The sequence below is a fragment of the Hahella sp. NS-SX17 genome (assembly GCF_057367735.1).
In genome coordinates this window covers 6,337,332-6,362,940 of sequence record NZ_CM170632.1, presented here as the reverse complement: position 1 = coordinate 6,362,940, position 25,609 = coordinate 6,337,332, and the positions used below count along the sequence as shown (strand labels likewise).

Below are 25,609 nucleotides of genomic sequence, written 5' to 3'. Positions count from 1 at the left end.
TGCAGTAACCGCCTCCCCGGACATTTCCCGATTCGCCTTGAACTAACGGCGACTTCATAGTAAAAACTACTCACCCGCCACTCAAGTTATTGATTACGCATTTGTAAGCGCGTGTAACTTTTCTCCCGCATTAAAAATTTTACTGTCATTCCTCAAGCTAGATCTGTACAATTAGCGACCATTTTTTATTCACTGCAAAGCAGCCCCCCTGATAGGTCCCGAATTAATGTCTTCAACTGATTCTGCAACCGCGCTGTCGAAAGATTTCGCTTCTCTTGGTTTATCTGATTCTCTTTTGTCCGCTCTAAAAGACGTGGGTTACGAGCAACCCTCACCGATCCAGGAGCAAAGTATTCCCCTGCTGCTGCAGGGCGAGAGCATTTTAGGGGTGGCGCAGACAGGTACCGGAAAGACGGCGGCGTTCGCCTTGCCGTTGCTGGAAAGACTTGATCCAAAGATCCAGTCTCCACAAATTATCGTGCTGGCGCCCACTCGGGAGCTGGCGATTCAGGTAGCGGAAGCTTTCAAAAGTTACTCCCGTTACCTGCCTGATTTTACTGTACTGCCGATTTACGGCGGGCAGGATATGCGCGGTCAATTACGTTCACTGAAACGCGGCGTGCAGGTCATTGTCGGCACGCCTGGTCGGGTGCTGGACCATTTACAGCGCAAGAGCCTGGATTTGTCACAAATTCGCGCAGTCGTACTGGACGAAGCTGACGAAATGCTGCGCATGGGCTTCATCGACGATGTCGAGGAAATCCTCTCCAACGCGCCCGGCGCCTGCCAATACGCGCTGTTCTCCGCGACCATGCCTCCTGCTATCAAACGCGTGGCGGAAAAATATCTGAAAGGTGCGAAAGAAGTTCGCATCGCCGCTAAGACTTCCACCGTTGAGCGCATCAGCCAGCACGTATTGATGGTTGATAACTCTCACAAACTGGACGCGCTGACCCGCGTACTGGAAGTTGAAAACTTCGAAGGCATGATCATTTTCGTGCGCACCAAGTCCGCCACCACGGAACTGGCTGAGAAGCTGCAGGCGCGCGGCTACGCCGCTGAAGCCCTGAACGGCGACCAGACTCAGAAGATTCGTGAGCAGACGATCGACCGTCTGAAGAAAGGCCGTCTGGATATCGTTGTCGCGACTGACGTTGCGGCGCGCGGTCTCGACGTAGAGCGTATCGGCCTGGTTCTGAACTACGACATTCCTTACGACACTGAAGCCTACGTTCACCGTATCGGCCGTACTGGTCGCGCTGGTCGTGAAGGGAAAGCGATCTTGTTCGCTGCACCAAAAGAGCGTCGCCTGCTGCGCGCAATTGAAATGGCCACCAAGCAACCGCTGACGCCTTATGAAGCGCCTTCCGCTGAGAAAATCAGCGAGCAGCGTATTCAGCAGTTCCAGGACAATCTGCACCGTACTCTGGACGGCCAGGATCTGGAGTCCATGAAAAAGGTGGTGCTGGACTTCTGTCAGGAAAATGAGTTGTCGCTGGAAGATGTCGCCGCAGCGCTGGCGTTCCGTCTGCAGGTGGAACAGCCTTTGTTCCCGATTCTGAAAGACCTGCCGAAGCTGGATAAAGACTTCCGTGGCCGTGACCGCGATCGTGACGGTCGTGGCCGTAACCCTCGCGACCGTGATCGTCGTGGTCGTGAAGGGCGCGAAGGTCGTGATTCACGTCGCGACGACGGCATACCGAGAGAGCGTTACCGCATCGAAGTGGGCCGCTCCCACGATGTTAGCCCTGGTGATATCGTCGGCGCTATCGCGAACGAAGCGAATATTGAAAGCAAGTACATCGGCCACATCGCCATTTACGACAACTTCAGTACCGTTGAGCTGCCTGAAGGCATGCCGAAAGAAGTGCTTCAGCACCTGCAGAAAGTACGCATTCGTCAGCAGCTGATCAACATGAAGCCGGATGCTGGCAAGCCTGAGCGTAAGCCTCGCAGCGGTAGTGGCCGTGGCGGTCCTCGTCCTTCTTCTAGACGTCCGCGCTCGTAAGCCTTAGCCCGCTGATCTAACGGCGGCATTCAAACCAGTGGGATGGCTTCTCGCCACCCACTGGTATTGCCCCGTCTCTTTTTAACTCTTCAACTTTTCACTCTTTATCGCCTCGTTTCTCCCCCTGTTTTTCATAACTAACTCTGTCTTTCATAACTAGCCCCGTCTTTCATAACTATCCCAGTCTCTATAGCGTCTCTCGGCGACATGGCGCAATGCTGTTGATGGCTCAGTTCGCTTTGAGTTTGTTGAAGGGATTTCCTGAGGGTGGGGGAGGTGTTGTATCAAGAGGGAGTTCGGCGGACGCGACAGAAGGGCGCCCGGTTCGCGCCTAGAGTGAGCCTGTCTGTTTACAGCGGCATAGGCTTGTGGATGTGATAGCCCTGCACGAAATCCACGTCCAGGCTCTTCAACCGCTCCACGGTTTCTTCATTTTCCACGAACTCCGCGACGACATTCAGGCCCATGATATGGGCGACTTCGGTGATAGAGCGGACCATGGCCAGGTCTACGGGGTCGCTGAGGATGTCGCGGACGAAACTGCCGTCAATCTTCAGGGAGTTTACTGGCAGGCTTTTCAGATACGAATAAGACGAAAAGCCGCTGCCGAAGTCGTCCAGTGCGAATTTGATGCCTTTGGCGCGCATGTTCTGCACCAGGGTGGTGGTTTCCACCAGACTGGATATGGCGGAACTCTCCGTGATTTCAAAGCAGACTTTGTCCAAAGGAATACTGTACTTGTTGAATGCCGTCAGCAAAAAGTCAGCGAACTCTGAGTCGTTGATGGTCTGGCTGCTCAGGTTGATATTGACCTGGCTTAGGCGCTCCAACTGTCCCGGTCGCGCATGCAGCCATTTGAAGTAGGCGTCGATGACCCAGCGATCCAGCGAGCGGATAATATTGTAACGCTCGGCCGCCGGCAGGAAGGCGCCAGGGGGCAAGATGTCCGCCCCCTGTTTCAGGCGCACCAGGATTTCGTAACGCTCGCCGTTCAGTTCCGGTTTCAGCGCGCCGATATTCTGTTTATAGAGCACTAACTGATTCTGTTTGATGGCTTCCTGCAGCGCAGTGACCACTTGCATCTCGCTCTGACGGCGGATGATTTCTCCGGTCTTTTCATTATGCACGATGATGCGGTTGCGACCGGCGTCCTTGGCGGCGTAGCAGGCGGTGTCGGCGAGGCTGAAGATTTCTTCGATGGACGGGGTCGCCGCTGTAATTGGCACAATGCCGATGCTGACCCCCACACTGAAGACTTTCTCTTTCAGGGCGAAGCGGAATTCGCTGACTTCGTTGCGCAACCGGTGGGCGATCTCTGACGCTTTTTCAATACCGCAGCGTTCCAACAGGATGCCAAACTCATCGCCGCCCAGGCGTGCGAGAGAATCGCGCTCCCGCAGGTGCTGGCGGAACATGACGGCTATCTGACGCAGCAGTTCGTCTCCGGCGGCGTGGCCGCTGGTGTCGTTGACGATTTTGAACTGGTCCAGGTCCATGAACAGAAGGGCATGCTGCAGCCCCTGCTCACGGGAGCGCGCCAGTGCATTATTGAGGCGGTATTCGAACTCTGTACGGTTGAGCAGACCTGTCAACGGATCGTGGCGGGCCAGATAGTGCAGCTGTTGTTCGTTCTCTTTTTTCTCGGTGATATCGACGATAGAGCCTTCCACAAAGCCAGGCCCGCCGGGTGTGACGATCTGGCGAGCGAAGATGGTCGCCCAGAACTGCTTGCCGTCCAGACGCTGGCAACGGGCTTCAAAGCCAAACACGTGGCCGTACTGTTTGAGCGACAGAAAAAATAAACGCCGCGCATCTTCCTGAAGTGGGATCAGGCCGTTCAGATCGCGGGTGTTGCTGACCAGCTCTCTCTCGTTGCGCGCGCCCAGCAACTGCGCGAACGCCGGATTACAGGCCATCAAAGCGCCTTTGGCGTCCAGACGAAACATGCCTTCCAGAGAGTTTTCATAGATGGCGCGGTACTTTTCCAGGTTTTCCGTGGCCTGTAGCTGGGCGAACTCGCGAGCGGATTTTTCGCCTTTCAGGCGATCCGCCAAAGCCAGACTGAGCGCCAACACCATGCCGACGACGCCGAACTGAGTGGCGTTACCGGTCAGCCCGTTTAACGGCAGCAAGCCGACTTTACCCGCGCTGAATACAATGGAAGCGAACACCAGGAAAGTGTAAGCAAGGGTAAAGTAACGCGCCGGGCGAAAGTTCGAACGCAGTAGGTACAGCCCGGTAAAGTAGCCAAACATGGGGGTGATGGCGATATTCAGCAGAGACAGCTTGAGCATGGCCGAGTTTGAGGCGAAGAACGTCAACAATGAGCACAGGAAACACCAGGCGGCGATATGGACGAACCCTTGCGCGACTCTCGGCAAGCGCTCCGGTAAAGACAGAAAACTGCGGGTAAATAATGCCAGCGTCGCGAGACAGAGGTTGATGAAAAATACCAGACTCTTGTCGTTCCATACGGGATTGTCCGGCCAGAAATAGGCGTACGCCAAGCCGGACAGGGACGCCTCCGCCAGGGCATAGCTCGCAAGAGCGGCGGTGAAATAGAGATATCCTTTGTCGCGCAGAAACAGGAACAGCATCAGATTGTAGGCGGCCATGATGCCGATGACGCCCAGTAATGCGCCGGACAGGCTCGCCTCTTTGTGGTTATAGGCGGTGAATTGAGACGGCTCCCACAGGCTGATCGGCGCCTGAATAGAGGACGTAGCATCGACTTTAATGACGACCTCATAACCCGTGTCGCCCGCCAACGGCAGGGGAAAGACAAAGTTCGGGTGGTTGATCGGACGTTCATGGAATGGAAGCTGGTCGCCGCTGCTGACGGCGTACGCGGGCTGGCTTTCTCCGAGACGAAACAGAAACAGCTCAACATTATCCAGCAACGGGTTGTCCAGGTTGAGGAACAACTCCCGGTTGTCGCTGCTGCGATTCAGAAGATTGAAGGCGAACCAGTGCTCTTTGCCGGTGAAACCGAAATTGATCTGTGACACGGAAATGGCCGGCGCTATCTGCAGTGACTGTCGCGCCTGCTCCAGGGGGGAGGAGCCGATCTCGGTGGCGAAGTGGCGAACCTGGGGCGTGGTCGGCGGAAACTCGCCGCTATGTACAATCACGTCGTCAGCGACCGAGTTCACTGAAACCAGCCATAACAACGCCATGGCGGCCACGGCTGACAACGTGTGGGCAAGGCGAGGAGCTGGAATTATCTGACAAATAATCAAACGCCGGATCATACCTGGGATACTGCAATGGAAGGCCATTAAAATAGGCCATGCAGCGCCCCGTTAAAAGCGGCAAACGTGAACAACTGTAATATTATGCGGGCGCTACAGGCGGTAGCCGCCGGACTCCAGGGCGGCGATCATATCCTGAGTCAATAAACGGTATTCTCCGGCTTCCGGCGCCCATAGATAAACCTGATCCTCCGGCTCATTCAACTGATAGCCGTTTTTTTGCAGGTCCACCTTGCGGTATTTGAAGGTGCCGGTTTTGGCGATGCTCGGCGTAACGCGAATGAAGACTGGCATGGCGTAAGTCGGCAATGCTTCCCGCATGGCCTGAGCCAGTTGTCGCATATCCAGACCGCGTTGCTTGTCCTTCGCCACGATGGCCGCCATGCCGGCTTTGCCGCTCATGTTGGGAATCTCCACTCCGTAGACGACGGCTTCTTCCACATCGTCCAGCTTGTCCAGCACATTCTCGACTTCAGTCGTGGAGACGTTTTCGCCTTTCCAGCGAAAGGTGTCGCCCATGCGGTCCACGAACTGCAGATGACGCCAGCCGATTTCCCGTAATACGTCGCCGGTATTGAACCAGGCGTCGCCTTTGCGGAAAGCGTTGCGGATGATGGCTTTCTCCGTCGCTTCCGGCTGGGAGTAACCTTCAAAGTTCCATTTGGGTGTGATTTTACCCAGCAGTAATCCCGGTTCGCCCTTGGTGACTTTTTGCAGTTTGCCTTTGCCGTTGCGGACTGGCTCGCGGGTGCCTTCATGGAATTTCACCAAGGCGAAAGGCGCAGTGGAAAAGCCGACGGTATTGTCCAGATTCAAAAAGTTGGTGAAGCCGACATTGCCTTCGCTGGCGGCATACAGCTCCGCAATCTGTTCAATGCCGAAGCGCTCTTTGAACTGGAGCCAGATGGAAGGGCGCAGACCATTGCCGATCATTTTTTTCAGTTTGTGATGGCGATCCTGGGGCCCCGGCGGTTGGGCGAGCAGATAGCGGCATAATTCGCCGACGTAGCCGAAACAAGTGGCTCCGTATAGGCGCACATCGCTCCAGAATTCACTGGCGGAAAATTTGCGTCGGATGGCGAGAGCGGACGCGCCCGCCAGCGCAGCGCCCCAGCACACCAGCAGTCCGGTGCCGTGATACAAGGGAAGGGGGGCATAGACGACATCTTTTTCGGTTAGCGCCAGCGACATATGACCAAAGCCGCCATACGCCTTGAACCATTTGCGATGACTGCTGGGCGCCGCCTTGGGCAGGCCGGTGGTGCCGGAGGTGAACAGGTAGACCGCAGTATCGCCAGCGAGGGGACGGTCCGTGACAACCGGATTGGCGTCGGGATAGTTTTTAATGATGGCGCCCAGATTGACGTATCCCTCCGGAGCGGTCGAATCCTCCTTGAGCGTATCCGCATCCGCCAGAAAGAGCATGCGTTGTGAGTCGACGGGGATGTTCAGTAGCGACGTAGCGGAAGCGATGGCTTCCAATTGCTCCTCGCCCACGACCACAAGTTTGGGATGAGTGAGGTTCAGGCAGTGTGCCAATGCGTCTCCGCGCAGGGATGTGTTGATCATGGCTCCCGCCGCGCCCAGTTTTAACGCACCCGCCAGCGCCGCCAGCAATTCCGGTCGATTCTCCAGGTTCAGGGCAATCACATCGCCCCGCGCCACGCCGCGAGCGCGATAGTAATGGGCGAAGCGGTTGGCCCAGGCATTGAACGCTTCATAACTGATGCGCCGGTCGCGGTAGAGCACCGCGTCGCATTCGCCGTGGGTGTCCGCATTGCGTTCGATGATGTCGCCAATGGCCAGGGCTTTATCCGGCTTGAGCAGGGCGTAGTAGTAATAACCTTTGAGCAGGGAAGGCAGTTTCTGGGCGACGAAGGGCAGTTGACGGGCCAGATCTCGCGCGGATATGCGGCCTTCCTGGGGCATGGTGCGGTCCTCTTGTTTTTCTGTTTCCTAATTGGCTATTTATCAATAGGGAGCGGGTCCGGTACTGCCTTTCAATGTTAGTCAATAAACCCGGTTAGTCGACAGCCTGCGCTAGTCGACAAACAGATCGGTCATCAGCGTCTGACCGGCTTTGGGGTTATAGGTGTAGGCGGCGAAGTTCGTTACTCCTGTATTGCGCAACAATTGTTCGTCGATGAGCCACTCGCCGCTGCGGCGCTGCTCTTTGTCGGTCAGTATGGCGTAGGCGGCGTCCGCCATGATTTCCGGACTGCGCGCGCGATCCAGCGCCTGTTTGCCGCCAGCTTCGAATTCAACGGCGGCGGTGGCGATCAGGGTTTGCGGCCACAGTGAATTTACCGCGATGTTATAGCGCCGGAACTCCTGCGCCATTCCCAAAGTCAGCATGGACATGGCGTATTTGGTCAGCGTATAGGGCGAATACTGAGCGAACCACTTGGGGTTTAGATTGACTGGGGGCGACAGATTGAGAATATGCCCCAGCCCGGACTTCTTCAGCCAGGGCAGGGCGGCCTGGGCGGTCGCCATCACGGCGCGGGTATTGACCTGATGCATCAAGTCAAAGCGCTTCATGGGCGTATGCTCCACGCCGGACAACTTGATAGCGCCGGCATTGTTGATGACGGCGTCCACGCCTCCGAACTCAGCAGCGGCGCGCTCCACCATCGCTTTGACGGCGTTATCGTCGCGCACGTCCAGTTGCACGGGAAGCGCTTTGCCGCCAGCCTGCTCGACTTCCTCCGTCACACTATAGATGGTGCCGGGCAGCTTGGGGTGAGGTTCGGCGGATTTCGCTGCGAGGACAATATTGGCGCCGTCTCGGGCGAAACGTAACGCCATGGCGCGGCCGATACCGCGGGAAGCGCCGGTGATGAGGATGGTTTTATTATGTAGAGGCGACATGAGCGTGTCCTTATTTGTTGTTTTTATTGACGGTTTATTCTGCGCTTAGAGTGAGAGTAACCAGCAGTTCCCGGATTCTGACCTGATCGCCGGTTTTTACTTTGATGTCCTCCACCACGCCGGAGATATCCGCTTTTAACGGATGCTCCATTTTCATGGCTTCCAGCACGACCAGCGTTGCGCCTTTCTCCACGCTTTGGCCGGGTTCGACCAGCACGTCCACGATGCGGCCGTCCATGGAAGCGCGGATGCTGCCGTCGCCAGTCGCGTCGCCGGCTTCCGCTGGCGCATGGGTTAGATCTTCAAAGTCATAAACTACACCATCGAGATGCAATGATAGCCGGTTTTCCTGCTGTAGATAGCGAACCCGGCGACGTAGGCCGTCGCATTCGAACAGAGCTTGCTCGGGCTCAATATGCTGCAGCCCCAGCGTGAGAGAGTGGTCGTCCAGTTTGACCTGAAACGCGCCGTTTTCCTGCGCCTCCAGCGCCAGCTCCCAAATGTCGTCGCCGCTGCGCAGTTCGTACGGCCAGGATGAATAACCGGCGCTGCGCCAATGGTGGTGAGGCTGGCTCAGTTCGGTCTGATGGTGAAAAAGCAGCGTCGCCAGGGCGACGACTAAGTCGGTCGGGGTTTGTGGCGACAGCGAGGGATCGTTCTTGAATTCGTTGGCGAGAAAGCCGGTATTGGCTTCTCCTTGTTGAAAAGTGGGGTGCTTGAGAATATTGGCCAGGAAACGTTGATTGCCGTTGACGCCGAGCAGCAGGCTGTCTTCCACCGCGCGTTGCAGACGACGGCGAGCCTGTTCGCGGTCGGCGCCCCAGGCGATGATTTTCGCCAGCATGGGGTCGTAGTGGGGGGTGATGGTTTGACCTTCTTTCACGCCATCGTCGATGCGCACGCCTTCGCTTAACGCAGGTCGCCAACGTTGAATACGGCCGGTTTGCGGCAGGAAATTCTGCTGCGGGTCTTCCGCATACAAACGTACTTCCATGGCGTGGCCCTGGATGCGCACTTGCTCCTGAGTAACAGGTAAGGGCGCGCCGGCGGCGACCTGAATCTGCCACGCCACCAGATCGAAGCCAGTGACCAGTTCGGTGACGGGGTGCTCCACCTGCAGGCGCGTGTTCATCTCTAGAAAATAAAAGCGCTTGTCTTGATCCACCAGAAACTCCACGGTGCCGGCCCCGACATAACCGCAGGACAGGGCCGCCTTCACCGCTGCCGCGCCCATGCGTTCGCGCAGGTCCGCATCAACGAAGGGCGAGGGCGCCTCCTCCACCACTTTTTGGTGGCGGCGCTGTACGGAGCAGTCACGCTCCCCCAGATACAGGGCGGCGCCCTGTGTATCCGCAAACATCTGGATTTCGATGTGACGGGGTTGCAGCAGGGCTTTTTCCAGAATCAGCTCACCGCTGCCGAAGGCGTTGAGAGCTTCTGAGCGCGCCGTTTTGATTTGCGCCGCCAGCTCAGCTTCGCTCTGCGCCAGACGCATGCCGCGTCCGCCGCCGCCAGCGGAGGCCTTGATCATGACCGGGAAGCCAATGCGTCGCGCTTCGGCTATCAATGTGGCGTCGCTTTGATCCTCGCCCTCGTAGCCGGGAATGCAGGGCACGTCCGCTTCCTGCATGGCGAGCTTGGACAGGCGTTTGCTGCCCATCAGGGCGATGGCGTCGGCGGGAGGGCCAATAAACGTCACTCCGGCGTCAGCGCATTTTTCCGCAAAGCGGGCGTTTTCTGAGAGGAAACCGTAGCCAGGGTGCACCGCGTCAGCGCCGCTCAGGCGACAGGCGGCGAGGATTTTATCGGCGTCCAGATACGACTCCGCCACGGGCGCAGGGCCGAGATGCACGGCTTCATCCGCCAGTAACGCATGAGGGGCGTCGCGGTCGGCGTCGCTGTAGACGGCGACGGTGCGAAACCCGAGATCGCGGGCGGTGCGGATTACCCTGCACGCAATTTCGCCTCGGTTGGCGACCAGTATTTTGGTGATCATTGCGCCCACTCCGGGTTACGTTTCTGCATGAACGCCAGCGCGCCTTCTCTGCCTTCCGGGCCTTGAATGGCGCGGGAGAAGTCGGCGGCGGCGCGATCCAGCAACGTTTCCAGATCGGCGCCTTCAACGTCCAGCAACAACCGTTTGGTGACGGCGCTGGCCTGGGGCGCGCAGCGTTTGATCTGCGCCAGGATCGTCGCCAGTTTGTCCGCCAGTTCATCGGCGTTTGTCACGCACTCATGAGCAATGCCTAGTCGTGTCGCTTCTTCTCCGTCGCAACGCATGCCTAATAGCGCCAGGCGGCGGGCTTGCGTGAGTCCGATGCGGCGCGCAACGAACGGCGCGATTTGCGCCGGAGGAATGCCCAGCCCTGTCTCCGGCAAGCCAAAGCGGGCGCTGTTCAGGGTGACGGCGACGTCGCTGACGCAGGCCAGTCCAAAGCCGCCGCCCAGCACGGCCCCTTCCAGTATGGCGACGACGGTTTGTGGGGCCTGATTGACGCGAGTGATCATCCGCCCGAATTCCCGGTTCAACGCCTGAAACGGATCGGCTTCTCCTGACTCCGCCGCCGCGCGGGCGTTGGCCATATCGGCGATATCGCCCCCGGCGCAGAAATGACCGTCGGCGCCGCGCAGGACGATTGCGCGGATGCGTGCATCTGTGTCGGCATAGTCGAACAGGGCCATAATCTCACGCACCATTTGCAGGCTCATGGCGTTACGCACTTGCGGGCGATTCAGAGTGATATGCAGCGCATGATCGCGGCGTTCGGCCAGCAGAGTTTCAGTGACGGGCGGATTCATGATTTATTCTCCTGTGGAACTGGCGCTGCGTTTGCCCGGCAGCGTTCCCATCAACTTGCAGATGATGCCAAGCATGATTTCATCCGCGCCGCCGCCAATGGACACCAGACGCACGTCGCGGAATGCCCGCGACACCGGGTTGTCCCACATGTAGCCCATACCGCCCCAGTATTGCAGGCAGCTGTCAGTGACTTCGCGACCGAGTCTGCCGGCTTTGAGTTTCGCCATGGACGCCAGTTGGGTGACGTCTTTGCCCTGGATATACAGCTCGCAGGCTTGATAGGTCAGGGCGCGCAGGGCTTCGATTTCCGTCTGCAGCTCCGCCATGCGGAAATGAATGTATTGATTGTCGATCAACGGCTGACCGAAGGTTTTGCGCTCCCGGCAGTAAGCAATGGTTTGAGTGACGCAGGCTTCCAGCGCCTTGATGGTGTTGGCGGCGCCCCACATGCGCTCTTCCTGGAATTGCACCATCTGCATCATGAATCCCATGCCTTCGGCGCCGATGCGGTAACGCTGGGGAATGCGCACATCATCGAAAAACACCTGGGCGGTTTCTGAGGAGCGCATACCTAGCTTGTCCAGATGCGGCGCCACCTCAATGCCCGGCAGGTTCATGGGGACGACCATCAGGGTCTTGTTCTTGTGCGGCTTGTCGTCACTGGTATTGGCCAGTAAGCATATGAAATCCGCCTGCGGCGAGTTGGTGATCCACATTTTGGAGCCGTTGATCACATAGTCGTCGCCGTCTTTGCGAGCGTTGGTTTTTAACCCGGCGACGTCAGAACCGGCGGAGGTTTCGCTCACGCCGATACAGCCGATCATCTCACCGCGGATGGCGGGAGTAAGAAACTCGCTTTTGAGTTCATGGGAACCGAAGCGGGCGATGGCGGGGGTGCACATGTCGGTTTGTACGCCGATGGAGAGGGGCACGCCGCCGGCGCCACAGGCGCCGAGTTCCTCCGCCGCCGCGAGATTGTAGCTATAGTCGAGACCCAGGCCGCCGTATTCCTCCGGCTTGTGGATGCCAAGCAGACCAAGCTCGCCAAGCTTTTTGAAGATTTCCCGCATGGGATAGGCGCAGGCTTTTTCCCATTCATCAATATGCGGATTGATTTCGCTCTGCACGAAATTGCGCACGGTGCGTCGTAGTTCGCTGTGTTCCTGAGTGAATATCATTGTTATTTTTCCTCTGTGTAAACCTGCCTCGCCGCGCCTGCGTCAGAAGCGCGCCACGCCGAAAGTGTTGGAACGCAAAGGCCTGCGCTCCGCCTCGTAACAAACGTCCAGCAACAGCGCCAGTACGCGCCGTGTATCGCGGGGATCGATCAGTCCGTCGTCCCACAGGCGCGCAGTTCCGTAGAGCGCGCTGGAGCCTTGTTCAATTTTTTCCGCCGCGGTTTTTTCGATAGCGTCGAGCATTTTCGGGTCTGGCGTCAGGCCCAGTTTGGCCTGCTTTTCTTCAGTGACGATACGCAATACCTTGCCCGCTTGGGCGCCGCCCATGACGGCGGTGCGACTGTTGGGCCAGGAAAAGATGAATCTGGGGTCCAGCCCGCGGCCGCACATGGCGTAGTTGCCGGCGCCATAAGAGCCGCCGACCACCATGGTTAGTCGTGGGACCTTGGCGTTGGCCACCGCTTGCAACATCTTGGAGCCGTGTTTGATGACGCCGTTCTGTTCCGCATCGGCGCCGACCATAAATCCGGTGGTGTTATGGAAGAACAAAATCGCGGTATTGCTTTGCTCGCAGAGCTGGATGAACTGCGCGGCCTTGGCGGCGCCTTTGGGCGTGATCGGGCCGTTGTTGCCGATGACGCCGCAGGCCATGCCCTGGATGTGGAGGAAGCCGCATACGGTCTGATTATCATAGAGCGGCTTGAAGTCCAGGTACTCAGAGCCGTCCGCGATGCGGGCGATGATTTCGCGTACGTCATAAGGCTTGCGGGCGTCGGCGGGAACCACGCCGAGCAGGTCTTCCGCCGGATACAGCGGTTCCTTCCAGGTGCGCGCAGACGCCGGAGCGAGCTGTTCGTTCCAGGGAATGCGTCTCAGGATATCCCGCGCCAAGCGTACGCCGTCTGCGTCGTCTTCCGCCAGAAACTCCGCGGTTCCGGCGATGGCGGCGTGCATTTCCGCGCCGCCCAATGTTTCGTCGTCAGCGATCTCGCCGGTGGCGGCCTTCAACAGGGGCGGACCGGCGAGAAACATTTTGGCTTTGTTCTTTACTGCGATCACATAGTCGGAAAGGCCGGGCTGGTAGGCGCCGCCCGCGGTGGCGTTGCCGTGCACCACCGTGACCTGAGGCAAACCTGCGGCGGACAGGCGACACTGGTTGGCGAAGCCTCGCGCGCCCTGCACGAAAATATCCGTCGCGTAGTTGAGGTTGGCGCCGGCGGATTCCGCCAGAGTGATCACCGGCAACTTGTTCTCCATGGCGATCTGCTGCACGCGCAGCGTCTTCTCCAGACCGGCGGGGGAGATCGCGCCGCCTTTGACGGCGCTGTTGCTGACGATGATCAGGCAGCGCACGCCCTGCACGTAACCAATGCCGGCGATGGAGCCGCCGCCGGCGTAGGAACCGTCTTTGTCGTCATGCATTTTGTAGCCGGCGAGGGAGCACAGTTCCAAAAAAGGCGCGCCGCGATCCAGTAACAGGTTCAGGCGCTCTCCGGGCAGCAATTTACCTTTTTTGTGAAACTTCTCGCGGGCCTCCAGGGCTTTCTCGCGCACTTTGTTTTCAATGCTGCGGAAGGATTCGATCGACGCCAGCATGGCGCGACGGTTAGCGGCGAATTCTTCGGAGTGAACGTCAATCTGTGAGGTGAGTGTCGGCATGGCGCGGTTCCGGCTTGTTAATCGTCGAGGACTTTGGGTCGGACGGCGCGATGGAAGCCGTTGTAGACCGGTACGTTTTTCGCTTTTGGCAGCGGCCATACGCGACCGCCCTGGGAGGCGGCTCCGTCCACTCTCAAGGTTGCGCCGCTGATAAAAGCCGCCGCCTCGCTAAGTAAAAAGCAGATGGCGGCGGAAACTTCGGCCTCCGTTCCCAGACGTTTTAATGGCACGCCATTGGCCAGCGACAGCAGCATGGGTTTCATGCTGGCGTCGTAATGATCCAGTCCGCTGGAGGCGATCCAGCCCGGCGCCACGGCGTTGACGCGCACGCCCGCGGGCGCCCATTCCACGGCGGCGGTTTTGGTGAAGTTATCCATGCCGGCGCGGGCGGCGCCGGAGTGCCCCATGCCGGGCATACCGCCCCACATGTCGGCGATAATGTTGACGATGGCGCCGCCCTGTTTATTGAGGCATTGGTTATACAGCTCGCGGGCCATCAGAAATCCGCCCACCAGATTGGTGCGCACAACGGTTTCAAATCCTTTTTGATTAATGGCGGAGAGAGGCGCGGGGTACTGACCGCCAGCGTTATTCACCAAACCATGGACCGGGCCCAACTCCGCAAGGATTTCAGCGATGACTGCTTTGACTTTGTCCTCTTCGCGAATATCGCATACGTATGCGCTGGCGCGGCCGCGATCCTCCTGGATCTCCGCCAGCACTCGGTCCAGCTTTTCCTGCTTGCGTCCGATAATGACGACTCGTGCGCCCAGCGCCGCGAGTTCGTGAGCGACGCAACGCCCGATGCCACTGCCGCCGCCAGTGACGATGAGGGTGCGGTCAGCGAATGCGTCTTCCCGGAATACCGATTGATAAGGCATATCAGGCCAGCTCCTCTGCAATGGAGCCCGGAATGGGGATCGGGAATTCCAGCAACTGCTGGGCGAAGGCTTTCCCCTGCGGGTCAATGCGCAGGCTGGCGACGCCACCCCCTCCCAGGCTGTTCTCCAGCAGGAAGTTCAGGGCGGAGATGCCAGGCAAGTCCCAGCGGGTGACGCGGCCATTCTCCGGGTGCAATACATGATGCATATAGTCGCCCACCGCGGCCTCGGTGAGGGCGGCGCGAATATAGGGAAGATATTCCGATCGGCGCGCAATGACGCCGATATTGGCGTGATCGCCTTTGTCTCCCGAGCGCGCCCAGGCCAGTTTGACCAGCGGCGCCTGTGTGGTGGTCGCTTCCAGTTGCGCTGCTACAACTTCCGCTCTTTCCGCCGGGGAGGGCGTGGCGTCGCCGTCCCAGTTGACTTGAACCGGCTTGCCTACGCCGTCCATATTTGCGGTGATCGTGATGCCATTTTTTTCCGTCAGGAAAGAGAATAAACGGATCTTTGGCCACACCGTGGGCCGCCCGCCGACGATGCCGGTAATGCCGGGCGCCATGCCGGTGGCGGCTTGGGCGATCTCCCGGGAAAACAAAGCTAGCGCCTCTTTCTGCGGATGCGCGCAGGCGATTTTCACCACGACTTCCCGGCTGTCGGCGATGCGGGAATGGGGGCCATAGGTAGCTTCTGTTCCCAGCAGTTCGATATCGACATCGGTAAAGGCTGGCCAGCCGCGCTCCGCGAACTGTCTCTGGGTTTTACCAATAATGGCGTCGGCGGTGACTTTGGCTTTAGCGGCGGCGTCGATGCCAGCCATGAGAAAGGTGGCGACGCATTTATGGCCGTCAGGATAGGTGGCGCAGACCTTATATAGATTGGTGGGCGCGCGTCCGCGGGCGCCGGTGACATGCACGCGATCCGGGCTTTTTTGCTCCAGTTTTACCTGGGTGAAATCGCAAGTGACGTCTGGCAGCAGATAGGCTCCGGGATCGCCGATCTCATAAACCAGCTGTTCCGAGACCGTACCAATGCTGACCAGACCGCCGGTGGCTTCAGGCTTGGTGACGGTAAAGTCTCCGTTGGCGTCGACTTCCACGATGGGAAATCCCATATTGTCGAAGCCATCCACCTCGCGCCAGTCCGTGAAATTGCCGCCCGTGCATTGGGCGCCGCATTCGATAATGTGGCCTGCGAGACTGCCCTGAGCCAGTTTGTCGTACTCATCCATGGCCCAGCCGAACTCATGCACCAGCGGCGCCAGGACCAGCGCGCTGTCCACCACCCGCCCGGTTATCACGATGTCCGCGCCGTAAGCCAGGGCGGCGGCGATGCCCGGCGCGCCGAGGTACGCGTTCATGCTGACGCTGACGGGGGGCAGGGGATCTCCGGAAAACATATCGGTCAGATTCTGGCGCTCGAACTCCGCGCGACGATGCAGAATGTTGTCTCCCATGACGGCGGCGATTTTCAGATCGAGACCCAGTTTATCGATGTGCTCCTGCAATGCGTCGCGGCAGGCCTGGGGATTGACGCCGCCAGCGTTGCTGATCACCTTCACGCCTTTTTCCTTCAATTGCGGCAGAAGCGGCTTCATCACATGGTCAACGAAGTCAGTGGCGTAGCCTTTGTTCGGGTCTTGCAGCTTCTGGCCGGTAAGAATGGACATGGTGATTTCCGCCAGATAGTCGAACACCATGTAATCGAGATCGCCTTTTTCCAGCAATTGCGCCGCGGCGGTGTTGGTGTCGCCCCAGAATGCGGCTGCGCAGCCGATGCGCAAAGTAGACTTGGTGGTCATGGTATCGCCCGTTCCTTTCTGATCAATATCGCTGACATGCGAATATCGCCTGTATGTCGTTTTGAAGAGTTATTGTTGTGTTTGATTCGAGCCCGCTCAACGATACCAAGCAAGCGCTTGGTTTGTAAAGGGGGCGAATTGAGATAGACTTAGGAGCGACATACACCATCGGCTAAGCGCCCAGAGGGAGTTTTTTCCGACATTTGCCGTTAGAATGTCCGGCCCCGCGACGGCCCTCCGGATTCTGCTGCGGGACTTCCATCAGTCAGCTCAGGAATGTGATTGCTTATGAAACAACTTGCGCAACTTATTGAAGAGGGACGCATCACCGACCCTCAGAGCGCCAGGGGCAGGTTACTGGCCAAGGCTGCGCACCTGTTCAAGGAAAAAGGTTACGAACGCACCACGGTCAGAGATCTGGCTGCTTCCGTGGGCATCCAGAGCGGCAGTATTTTTCATCATTTCCGCAGTAAGGAAGACATCCTGTTTGCGGTGATGGAAGAAACCATTCTCTACATCACCGCCAAAATGCGCGAAGCCCTGGAGCGGGCGCCGACGCCTCGCGATCGCTTGCTGGCGCTGCTGCGTTGTGAGCTGGAGTCGGTGTTGGGCGGCACCGGCGAGGCGATGACTGTGCTCGTGTATGAGTGGCGCAGCCTGTCTGAACTCCGCCAGGAAGAGATTCTGAACCTGCGTGACCAGTATGAAGGCCTGTGGCTGGACACGTTGAGCGAAGCCCGCGACGCGGGTCTGGTGAAAGGCGATGTGGCCGTGTTGCGACGCTTTCTCACCGGCGCTTTGAGTTGGACCATCACCTGGTACAAGCCGGAAGGCAGCATGACAGTTGAGGAGCTGGCGCATCAGGCGTTGTACCTGGTCGTCAAAGACTAACCTATCCCCCGCCTCTCAAATACGCGGCGCTCGTTATCATGGTCTATAGTTTTCCTTGATGTCCGTTGATTGGAACTGTCCGTTAACTGGGACTGTGCGTTGACTCTGCGCGCGCGGGTCCCCAGAAGGGAAATTCGCCATGAACACTATCCGCAGCAGCGTTCTGTGCTGCGTGCTTCTTTGGCCTCAGACGCTGCTGTGCGCCGCTGAATCCGAACTCAAACTACATGCGGTGACCGAAGAGTGGGCCGCTTACTCCAATGCCGACTGCACTGGCTTGTACTGGGATGTTCTCAGCGCCATTTTTGAGCCGGAGGGCGTCACCGTTATCTGCGAGATCGTGCCTTGGAAGCGAGCCCTGTATTGGGTTTCCAACAAAGAGAAAGATGCCCTGGTTGGCGTGTACGGCAGTCGCAAGGACGTCATGCGGATTTCAGACCTGCATTTCTGCGTGGACGACCCCGTGGTGGCGCTGTTTTTACGGGGACCACAACAGCAATGGCATGGCGTCGGACGGGTGCGAAGCGGCGAGGCGGCCTGGATCAGAGGCTATGATTTCAAGCAGTGGTTCAACCCGGGCATGGAGCCTGTGGAGCTGGAGAACATTGAGCAGGGCGTGGGACTGGTGTCGCGACGCCGAGTCAAATACGTTATCGATTACTCGGTCAATATACAGCGCGCCCTGAGCAATCTGGAGCTGGATGAACAGGACTACAAATACGTCACCGTCAAAAGCGGCGAAAAACTCTATATGGGCTTTGCGGATAACGAACGCGGACGCTTATTCGAGGCCATTTTTAACCGTAATCTGCCGCTGTTGTACCAATCCGGAGAACTGGAGCGTATCTATCTAAAGTGGGATATGAAGCCGCAATGGCGACACCTGCGGGAATCCTGGCCGCAGTCTGCTGACGCATTGGATTAACGCCTTTAAAACAAACAAAAAATTGTCCCGTATCGCAAACGAGGTCTATGCTTTTAGCTAAGGTTCAAAGAAAAATGTCGACGTGCGACCGGTCGTCGATGGTGGTGACGACGGCGCGTGTAAAAGAGCAAGGAGATACTTGTGGCTCCGCCTATCCGGAAAATCGTTTATGTGGAAGATGAACCTGATATTCAGGCTATAGCGCAGATGGCCCTGGAGGCGATCGGCGGGTTTGAGGTCATATTATGCAGTTCCGGCAGGGAGGCGCTGGAAGTTATTCCTCAGGAAATGCCGGACCTGGTGCTGATGGATGTGATGATGCCTGAGCTGGATGGTCCTTCCACGCTGCAAGCATTAAGGGAAGTGACGGAATGCAAGCATTTGCCCGTCGCCTTTATGACCGCCAAAGTGCAGAAATCGGAAATTGATGAGTTTATCAGTCTGGGGGCGGTCGGCGTGATCCCCAAGCCCTTTGACCCGATGAAGCTTTCCGATGAGGTGAAGCGGCTTTGGGAGAAGGTGCATGCAGGATGAGCGGGAGAATGTGAAAGATGATTCACGCTCACCGATGGAAAAAATGCAGGCCCTGCGGACGGCCTACGCCAGCGCGTTGCCGCAGAAACTGACCAATGTCCGTAACAGCTGGACCTCTATCCGGACGCTGCAAAGCTTCAACCGGGACATACTGATGCCATTCCGGCATCTGGTGCACCGTCTGGCGGGCTCGGGAGCCTCCTATGGCTTCGCCCGCCTCTCCGCCCTGATGCAGAAAGTCGAACAAAAAATCGATCAGCTTTCCGACTTTCCCGAGAACGCGAAGCGTTTGGTGCTGGAGATCGACAATCTGCTGACTCAAGTTGATGCTTGCGCACAGCCCGATGAGCAAAGCGGGGAAGAGCTGGCGCTCATCTCCTCTCAGCGCATACAGCGGCCGGCTGCTCCTAAGGCTTTGCTGGCGCTGTCGCAGGGAAGCGCCTGCAAATCGCTTCCTGAACAACTGAAACATTACGGTTATGAAGTGCGCGCCTGTCCCGTGGACGACGTCATTGAGGCAGCGTTGCAGTTCGAACCGGATATTGTGGTTTACGAGGAACTGGGAGAGTCCAAGGCTTGTCCCGCTCCCATTGAAATGGGGAAAAGCAAAGTTCCTTTTGTTTTTGTGCTGCATCAGACGCCGAGTCTGTTTTTACGGGTGCAGGCGTACCGGGCAGGAGTTCGCGAGGTGTTGCAGTCGCCGCCGGATATTTCCCAGCTGCTGGGTAAATTCGATCAATGCTTCATTTCCGAAGGCGACGTGCCTTATCGGGTGTTGTTGATCGATGACGACAATGAGTTGGCCATGTACCACGCGCAGCTGCTGGAGCAAGCGCAGATGAATGCGCGGGTGGTGTCGCAACCGGAGGAAATTCCCGATGTGCTGATGGAGTTCTTTCCTGATGTGATTCTGATGGATTTGTATTTGCCTGGTTATAACGGTATTGAGCTGGCGGTGGCGATCCGTCAGGACGCGACGCTGTACGGCGTGCCGATTATTTTTGTGTCGGTGGAGCAGGATATCGCGCGCCACCTGGGCGCTATTCGCGCCGGCGGCGATGACTTTCTCATCAAGCCGGTGCCGGCGCCTTTTTTATTGGCGTCGGTAGAGAGCCGGGCGCGGCGCGGCAGGGAATTGCGCGGCATGCTGAGTCGCGATGGCCTGACTGGACTGCTCAACCATGTCAGCGCCGAAGAGTATCTGTCACAGCAGCTGTCCAGGGCCCGCCGTATGGACAGCAACTTGGCGTATGTCATGGTCGACCTCGATCACTTTAAAAAGGTCAATGATAATTATGGTCACTTGATGGGGGATCGCGTATTGGTGAACTTCGCCCGTTATCTGCAGGGGCGGCTGCGCCGTAGCGACGTAATAGGGCGTTATGGCGGCGAGGAATTCGTCGTGATACTGCCGGATACGACCAAGGAACACGCACGCTTTGTCATTGAGTCCATGCGTATGAGTTTCGCTTCCATCAACCACAACACGGCGGAAGACCCGCTGCGGGTAACTTTCAGCGCAGGCATCGCGGCTTTTCCAGATATTGATGACATGACTGCGCTCACCAAGGCGGCGGACGACGCCCTGTATGCGGCCAAGCAACAGGGGCGCAATAGAGTCTGCATTCATAAACCCAAGACGTCGGATTGATTGACAGGAGTGGCGGTAAAGTCATGGATGGTGCACTGGTAAACAAATTGGCGCAGATTCAGAGGCATTATCGGCAATCGTTAGGCGCCCGAGCGGATGCGCTGGAAAAATGGTGGGACGAACTGCTTAAGAAGGGAGACCGCCAGCGCTTGAACGACATTGGTATGACGCTGCACAGTCTGGCGGGGTCGGGAAAAACGTTTGGGCTTCCTGATCTCAGTGTGGCGGCGGCGGAGTTGAATGCTTATTTGCAGGATTTGGTCCGAGAGGGCTCAACGGCGTTCGACAAACATAACGAGCGTATGAGCCTGCTTATACAGTTGATGCGTCGCCCTCATACCGGGGACGCAGCGCCTGGAGTCAAAGAGATGGAAAACAACCATCGCCCGGGACGCTTGGTCTACATCGTTGAAGACGATCAGATGCTGTCTCAGTGGATGAAAACCCACATTGAGCAGCACGGTTATAGCGTGCGCATCTTCGATAGCTTGAAAGCCCTGGAGCGGCGTTCAAAAGGCGAAGCGCCTCTGGCGATTCTGATGGATGTTATTCTGCCGGAAGGGCAAAACGCCGGGCTGGATTTCGCCATCAATCAGCAGTCCTCCGATCTGGCGGGCGTACCCTTGGTGATCATTTCCAAGCGCACCGATTTCGAGGCGCGCCTGCAGGCGGTCCGCGCGGGAGTGCGTCACTATCTGACCAAGCCATTGGACTCCGAGAGTCTGCTGGCCGGCATTGAAGACATGGTGGAGGAAGCGCCCGCCGAGCCCTATCGTATTCTGTTGGTGGACGACGATGAAGACGTGACCGCTTTGTATCGCGCACACCTGGAAGCGGCGGGTGTGGATGTGCGCACTCTGAGTGAGCCGAGGAAAGTGTTGCAGACAATCATGGAGTTCAAGCCGGAACTGATCGTGCTGGATCTGCATATGCCGGGTTGTTCCGGACTGGAGGTCGGGCAGGTCATTCGCCAGCATGTGCAGTTCGCCAATGTGCCGCTGGTGTTTTTGTCTGCGGAGTCTGACTCCAGCGCGCAATTGACCGCCATTGAAGTGGCGGGCGACGATTTTCTGATGAAGCCCATCGACCCTGACGTGTTGCGCATCAATCTCGTGGCGCGGGCGCGCCGGGCGCGAATGGTGAGCATGTACGTACGCAGCCTGATCAAGGAAATGTCATTCAAGGAGCAGCATGACTCGCTCACCGGGCTGCCTAATCGATTGCATCTGGAGCGCCGTCTGGAGCTGGCGATCCGCAATGTGCGTTATGGCGTGCGTGATCAGTTTTCTTTGTTCTTGATAGACGTGGACAACTTTCAGCATATCAACGACGCCTATGGGCATGAGTTGGGCGACCAGCTTATTGTGGATTTATCCAAGCGTCTGGAATCTCTGATCCCTCACAGCGCTGTGTTGTGTCGCCCAGGAGGGGATGAGTTCGCCATCCTGTTCAAAGGCGTGCGCGACAAGAAGCAAGTGATCCAATATGCGGAAAGGCTGCTGGAAGCCTGCGAAACGCCCTTCAATATCGGCGTGGACGAAATCCGCATTGGCCTCAGTATTGGCGTCGCCACCTATAGTCGCGAACACAAATCCAACTTCGGCATCGAGTTATACAAAGAAGCCGACATGGCGTTGTTCACCGCCAAGAAAATGGGTAAGAACGACTTTGTGATCTTCGAAGAGCACATGGCGTCAGAGTTGAAGGCCCAGGTGAGCATGACCAGCGATCTGCGCAAGGCGCTGGTCAACCGCGAGTTTCATTTGGTGTATCAGCCACAGGTCAATTTATATAACCATCGCATATTCGGCGCGGAAGTCTTGCTGCGCTGGAGTCATCCGGTGCGTGGGCCGGTATCGCCGGCGGAGTTTATTCCAGTGGCGGAGGCCCATGGCTTAATCGATCAACTGGGAGAATACGTTCTGCGTTGCGCGATCAGGCAGATTGCGGACTGGAAGCGCCAGTATGGTCGCGCAGTGCGCCTGGCGGTGAATGTGTCGCCGCGTCAATTCGGGCGTTATGATTTTGTGTCGCAGGTCGGTTTACTGCTGGAGGAGTTCCAGGTGGATGGACGTCTTCTGGAGCTGGAGATTACGGAAAGCGCACTGGCTAAAGATGTGGAGACGGCGGTATCCAAGCTGATGGAGCTGCGTTGCCTGGGCGTTGGCGTGGCGGTGGACGATTTCGGCACCGGCTTTTCCAATCTGGCTTCGTTGAAGCGTTATCCGGTGGATCTATTGAAAATCGACCGTTCGTTTATTCGTGATATTCCACATGATCAGGATAATCTGGCGATTGTCATCGCGATTGTGCAGATGGCGAAGACGCTGGGCCTGAAAATTCTTGCGGAAGGGGTGGAGACCATAGATCAGATTCGCGTTATGCGGCAACAGGGTTGCGATCTGATCCAGGGCTTTTATGTGGCTCGACCCATGCCGGTGGACCAGTTTGAGCAGGACTACTTGAGCCTGTCGGGGCGAGAGAGCGGGGCCTTATAAATCCAGTGGTTGCGTCAGTGACCCGGTGTAATAGAATGGGCTGCGCCTGAAGTAGGACTTGGATTTAGTGAGTAGTCATGAAATACGAAATTGTGCCCGTTACCCCTTTTGTTCAGAACTGCACTGTACTCTGGTGCGAAAAAACACGTCAGGCCGCTGTGGTGGACCCGGGCGGCGATCTCGCCAAAATTGAAGCGGTGTTGACGCGCAACGGACTCACTCTGGAAAAAGTGCTGTTGACCCATGCGCATATTGATCACGCGGGCGGCACTGCGGAGTTGGCGGCTGCTCATGAAATCCCGATCGAAGGACCGGAGTTTGAAGATAAATTCTGGATCGACGCCTTGCCGCAACAAAGCATGATGTTTGGGTTTCCTTCGGCGAAGCAGTTTACGCCAAATCGTTGGTTGAATGATGGCGATGAAGTCAGTGTCGGCGAAGAAACGCTGCAGGTGTTGCACTGCCCGGGGCATACGCCTGGCCACGTAATTTTTTTCCACAAGGGCGCGCGGCTGGCGTTGGTGGGAGACGTCCTGTTCAATGGCTCTATTGGCCGCACTGATTTTCCCAAAGGCGATCACGCAACCTTGATTGAATCCATCAAGACCAAGTTGTGGCCGTTGGGTGACGATGTGTCCTTCATACCAGGTCATGGCCCCATGTCCACCTTTGGAATGGAGCGTAAAACCAATCCTTTCGTGAAAGACTAGTCGCGTCTTCTCTGCGTTACGCTTTTCCTTGCGACGCTCAGGGCTTTAACAGATCAAAGTAAACTGATGGGCGTCGCAGCTCCACCTTGCTTTCCAGCGCTCGACCCACCCGCAGTAATGTGTGTTCGCGCCAGGCGCCGCCCATGAGCTGCAGTCCGATCGGCAGACCTTTGGCGTCGTAATCCACCGGCAGCGTTAAAGCGGGCAGGCCGGTAAGGTTGGCGGAGAAGGCGAATCGCATCAGCTCCGTCAGCACCTGTAGATTGGATTCGCTGCCGGGCTCCTTTTGGGGATGAATGCGCGGCGCTGTCATGGCGGTGGTGGGAGTGACGATAAGGTCCACCTTTTGCAGCAGGTTGTCGAACTCGCGCATGGCCTGTGTGCGATAGCGTTGCGCCTTGATATAGTCCGTGCTGGAAAACTGCTGCGCCACCGCCAGATTAAGGCGGGTATCCAAGCCGAAGCTTTGAGGGTTGCGACGGTACTCAGCATCTACCGCAGCGAGCATTTCCGAGCCAATAGTGATGGCGTGACTGACCCGTTGCAGATCCAGCCCTTCGAGAGAGATTTCCTGTACCTGGGCGCCCAGACTTTTCAGTTTCTCCACGGCAAGCTGACAGGACTGGGCGATTTCTCTATTGGCGTGTCCGAACCAGGGAGAGTAAACGCCAATGCGTAAATCGGACAGGTCCTGCTTCATGTAATCGGAAAGGTGCGGCGGCGGTTGGTCCACGGAGAACGGGTCCATCAGGTCCGCGCCGGCGATGGCGCTGTACGCCAGCGCTACGTCATCGACGCAACGTCCCATAGGGCCGACATGCGCGACGCTCCAGCACAAAGGAAAGGCGCCATGTTCGCTGACCCGTCCCCAGGTTGGTTTGAGCCCCACGACGCCGCATAACGCTGCGGGAATGCGGATGGAGCCGCCGCCATCGGCTCCAATGGCGATAGGGCACAAGCCCGCCGCCACTGCGGAGGCGCTGCCGCTGGAGGAGCCGCCGGCGTAATGATCGAGATGGTAAGGGTTGCGACAATGGCCGTGGTGCACGTTGGCCCCGGTGACGCCAAGGCCGATCTCATGCATGTTGGCCTTACCGATGATAATGGCGCCAGCGGCGCGCAGTCGCGCGACGGCGGTGGCGTCCTGATCGACGGAGCAGTCCTGTCCGTATATCTGCGTCCCAACGGAGGTGGCGTAAGGCGCGGCGTCGAGTTCGTCTTTGATGGCCACTGGCACGCCATCGAGCAGACTCAGTGGGCGTCCTTCCTGATAACGTTGCGCGCTGGCTTTCGCCTGCAACAGGATGTCTTGCTCCGAGCTGAAGATGATGGCGCGCAGTGGTGGCCGGTTGGCGTCGCTCTGCCGCAGGGCGGCGATAACCCGCTCTGCGATATCCAGCGGCGTCGCCTTGCCGTTACGGTAAGCCTGAATAAGGTCTCGGGCGGTTGTCAGCGGGAAGGCGTCACTCACATTCTTAATCGCTTCCTCCGCCATGGCGATGCTGGCCCGGGCGCGGGACGCTTCCGGCGCGCGGCCGGGGGGATGTTTAGGGAACAGCGTCGGCGGCGTGTTCAACTCCGCCTCACGCAGTTTATAAGCGCCGCCCTCTCGCAACACGGCGAGTCCCAGAATGCGCCGGGAATAGTTGCTTTCCAGCAGGCTGACCAGGGTTTTCAAGGGCGTTCCGGCAAGGCGGGGAAACTTCAAAGACTTCAGATCGTAAGACATAAAACTCATTCCGGGGTGAAGCTGCGTTTTTATGCTCTGGCGCAATTGGTTATATTTTATATAGAACGCTTTAGTATAAACGCCAAATGATGACGAAGGCGCTGCAATTATTACTCTGCCAATATCAATGGCATAGTAATCACCGGGCGCATGGGTGCGCCAGCGCGGCGGTGAGTCTAATTAATAGCGCTCACGTCCTCCCTGTCTCCTGCTAGGATATAC

Annotated in this window: 17 protein-coding genes; 7 read left to right on the top strand and 10 right to left on the bottom strand. The window is 57.6% G+C overall.

Going from position 1 to position 25,609, the window contains the following annotated elements; all coding sequences use genetic code 11:
* Nucleotides 1-226 precede the first annotated feature (226 nt).
* On the top strand, nucleotides 227-2,008 hold the full coding sequence (locus AC2IBB_RS28415; protein ID WP_486330048.1) for a DEAD/DEAH box helicase: 1,782 nt from the start codon (nucleotides 227-229) through the stop codon (nucleotides 2,006-2,008).
* Nucleotides 2,009-2,358: 350 nt separating this feature from the next.
* Here the strand turns inward: AC2IBB_RS28415 and AC2IBB_RS28410 are convergent, their stop codons facing one another.
* The 9 genes from AC2IBB_RS28410 to AC2IBB_RS28370 all read right to left on the bottom strand — a co-directional run bounded on the left by AC2IBB_RS28410 (nucleotide 2,359) and on the right by AC2IBB_RS28370 (nucleotide 16,449).
* Nucleotides 2,359-5,184: an EAL domain-containing protein gene (locus tag AC2IBB_RS28410; RefSeq protein WP_486330047.1), complete on the bottom strand. Its 2,826-nt coding sequence runs from the start codon at nucleotides 5,182-5,184 to the stop codon at nucleotides 2,359-2,361.
* A gap of 168 nt (nucleotides 5,185-5,352) precedes the next feature.
* Nucleotides 5,353-7,188 carry a long-chain-acyl-CoA synthetase gene (locus tag AC2IBB_RS28405; RefSeq protein ID WP_486330046.1) on the bottom strand — a complete coding sequence of 612 codons (1,836 nt, stop codon included), beginning with the start codon at nucleotides 7,186-7,188 and terminating at the stop codon, nucleotides 5,353-5,355.
* Nucleotides 7,189-7,299: 111 nt separating this feature from the next.
* Entirely contained in the window at nucleotides 7,300-8,130 is an 831-nt protein-coding gene (locus tag AC2IBB_RS28400) for an SDR family oxidoreductase (RefSeq protein WP_486330045.1), read from the bottom strand.
* A gap of 34 nt (nucleotides 8,131-8,164) precedes the next feature.
* Nucleotides 8,165-10,126, bottom strand: a complete 1,962-nt coding sequence (locus AC2IBB_RS28395) for an acetyl/propionyl/methylcrotonyl-CoA carboxylase subunit alpha (RefSeq protein WP_486330044.1) — start codon at nucleotides 10,124-10,126, stop codon at nucleotides 8,165-8,167.
* Nucleotides 10,123-10,929 carry an enoyl-CoA hydratase/isomerase family protein gene (locus tag AC2IBB_RS28390; RefSeq protein ID WP_486330043.1) on the bottom strand — a complete coding sequence of 269 codons (807 nt, stop codon included), beginning with the start codon at nucleotides 10,927-10,929 and terminating at the stop codon, nucleotides 10,123-10,125. Before AC2IBB_RS28390 ends, AC2IBB_RS28395 begins: the two co-directional genes overlap by 4 nt.
* 3 nt (nucleotides 10,930-10,932) lie before the next feature.
* Complete coding sequence (locus tag AC2IBB_RS28385; protein WP_486330042.1) at nucleotides 10,933-12,108, bottom strand: acyl-CoA dehydrogenase family protein; 1,176 nt, start codon at nucleotides 12,106-12,108, stop codon at nucleotides 10,933-10,935.
* A gap of 42 nt (nucleotides 12,109-12,150) precedes the next feature.
* A complete protein-coding gene (locus AC2IBB_RS28380) occupies nucleotides 12,151-13,767 on the bottom strand; it encodes an acyl-CoA carboxylase subunit beta (RefSeq protein ID WP_486330041.1) in 1,617 nt (538 codons plus the stop codon).
* Between the two features lie 17 nt (nucleotides 13,768-13,784).
* A complete protein-coding gene (locus AC2IBB_RS28375; protein WP_486330040.1) occupies nucleotides 13,785-14,648 on the bottom strand; it encodes an SDR family oxidoreductase in 864 nt (287 codons plus the stop codon).
* Between the two features lies 1 nt (nucleotide 14,649).
* Entirely contained in the window at nucleotides 14,650-16,449 is a 1,800-nt protein-coding gene (locus AC2IBB_RS28370) for an acyclic terpene utilization AtuA family protein (RefSeq protein WP_486330039.1), read from the bottom strand.
* A gap of 288 nt (nucleotides 16,450-16,737) precedes the next feature.
* Between AC2IBB_RS28370 and AC2IBB_RS28365 the strand changes: the two genes are divergently transcribed.
* The 6 genes from AC2IBB_RS28365 to AC2IBB_RS28340 all read left to right on the top strand — a co-directional run bounded on the left by AC2IBB_RS28365 (nucleotide 16,738) and on the right by AC2IBB_RS28340 (nucleotide 23,658).
* Nucleotides 16,738-17,340, top strand: coding sequence for a TetR/AcrR family transcriptional regulator (locus AC2IBB_RS28365; RefSeq protein WP_486330038.1), 603 nt, complete (start codon nucleotides 16,738-16,740; stop codon nucleotides 17,338-17,340).
* 139 nt (nucleotides 17,341-17,479) lie between these two features.
* Nucleotides 17,480-18,265: a substrate-binding periplasmic protein gene (locus tag AC2IBB_RS28360; RefSeq protein WP_486330037.1), complete on the top strand. Its 786-nt coding sequence runs from the start codon at nucleotides 17,480-17,482 to the stop codon at nucleotides 18,263-18,265.
* A gap of 141 nt (nucleotides 18,266-18,406) precedes the next feature.
* Complete coding sequence (locus tag AC2IBB_RS28355; RefSeq protein ID WP_216736851.1) at nucleotides 18,407-18,799, top strand: response regulator; 393 nt, start codon at nucleotides 18,407-18,409, stop codon at nucleotides 18,797-18,799.
* Nucleotides 18,789-20,450 (top strand): GGDEF domain-containing protein, encoded by a 1,662-nt coding sequence (locus AC2IBB_RS28350; RefSeq protein WP_486330036.1) that lies wholly within the window; start codon nucleotides 18,789-18,791, stop codon nucleotides 20,448-20,450. The genes AC2IBB_RS28355 and AC2IBB_RS28350 overlap by 11 nt, the downstream gene beginning before the upstream one ends.
* Before the next feature lie 23 nt (nucleotides 20,451-20,473).
* Nucleotides 20,474-22,948: a putative bifunctional diguanylate cyclase/phosphodiesterase gene (locus tag AC2IBB_RS28345; RefSeq protein ID WP_486330035.1), complete on the top strand. Its 2,475-nt coding sequence runs from the start codon at nucleotides 20,474-20,476 to the stop codon at nucleotides 22,946-22,948.
* Nucleotides 22,949-23,025: 77 nt separating this feature from the next.
* Entirely contained in the window at nucleotides 23,026-23,658 is a 633-nt protein-coding gene (locus AC2IBB_RS28340; RefSeq protein WP_486330034.1) for an MBL fold metallo-hydrolase, read from the top strand.
* Between the two features lie 37 nt (nucleotides 23,659-23,695).
* On the opposite strand, the gene AC2IBB_RS28335 is transcribed toward AC2IBB_RS28340, so the two are convergent.
* Nucleotides 23,696-25,387, bottom strand: a complete 1,692-nt coding sequence (locus AC2IBB_RS28335) for an amidase (protein ID WP_486330033.1) — start codon at nucleotides 25,385-25,387, stop codon at nucleotides 23,696-23,698.
* Between the last annotated feature and the right edge of the window lie 222 nt (nucleotides 25,388-25,609).

What these genes read in the sequence shown, in the direction of transcription:
- AC2IBB_RS28365 (WP_486330038.1), top strand. Translation starts at nt 16,738, where the DNA reads ATGAAACAACTTGCGCAACTTATTGAAGAGGGACGCATCACCGACCCT.
- AC2IBB_RS28380 (WP_486330041.1), bottom strand. Translation starts at nt 13,767, where the DNA reads ATGCCGACACTCACCTCACAGATTGACGTTCACTCCGAAGAATTCGCC.
- AC2IBB_RS28410 (WP_486330047.1), bottom strand. Translation starts at nt 5,184, where the DNA reads ATGGCGTTGTTATGGCTGGTTTCAGTGAACTCGGTCGCTGACGACGTG.
- AC2IBB_RS28415 (WP_486330048.1), top strand. Translation starts at nt 227, where the DNA reads ATGTCTTCAACTGATTCTGCAACCGCGCTGTCGAAAGATTTCGCTTCT.
- AC2IBB_RS28405 (WP_486330046.1), bottom strand. Translation starts at nt 7,188, where the DNA reads ATGCCCCAGGAAGGCCGCATATCCGCGCGAGATCTGGCCCGTCAACTG.
- AC2IBB_RS28340 (WP_486330034.1), top strand. Translation starts at nt 23,026, where the DNA reads ATGAAATACGAAATTGTGCCCGTTACCCCTTTTGTTCAGAACTGCACT.
- AC2IBB_RS28375 (WP_486330040.1), bottom strand. Translation starts at nt 14,648, where the DNA reads ATGCCTTATCAATCGGTATTCCGGGAAGACGCATTCGCTGACCGCACC.
- AC2IBB_RS28390 (WP_486330043.1), bottom strand. Translation starts at nt 10,929, where the DNA reads ATGAATCCGCCCGTCACTGAAACTCTGCTGGCCGAACGCCGCGATCAT.
- AC2IBB_RS28345 (WP_486330035.1), top strand. Translation starts at nt 20,474, where the DNA reads ATGGATGGTGCACTGGTAAACAAATTGGCGCAGATTCAGAGGCATTAT.
- AC2IBB_RS28370 (WP_486330039.1), bottom strand. Translation starts at nt 16,449, where the DNA reads ATGACCACCAAGTCTACTTTGCGCATCGGCTGCGCAGCCGCATTCTGG.
- AC2IBB_RS28400 (WP_486330045.1), bottom strand. Translation starts at nt 8,130, where the DNA reads ATGTCGCCTCTACATAATAAAACCATCCTCATCACCGGCGCTTCCCGC.
- AC2IBB_RS28335 (WP_486330033.1), bottom strand. Translation starts at nt 25,387, where the DNA reads ATGTCTTACGATCTGAAGTCTTTGAAGTTTCCCCGCCTTGCCGGAACG.
- AC2IBB_RS28360 (WP_486330037.1), top strand. Translation starts at nt 17,480, where the DNA reads ATGAACACTATCCGCAGCAGCGTTCTGTGCTGCGTGCTTCTTTGGCCT.
- AC2IBB_RS28385 (WP_486330042.1), bottom strand. Translation starts at nt 12,108, where the DNA reads ATGATATTCACTCAGGAACACAGCGAACTACGACGCACCGTGCGCAAT.
- AC2IBB_RS28395 (WP_486330044.1), bottom strand. Translation starts at nt 10,126, where the DNA reads ATGATCACCAAAATACTGGTCGCCAACCGAGGCGAAATTGCGTGCAGG.
- AC2IBB_RS28350 (WP_486330036.1), top strand. Translation starts at nt 18,789, where the DNA reads ATGCAGGATGAGCGGGAGAATGTGAAAGATGATTCACGCTCACCGATG.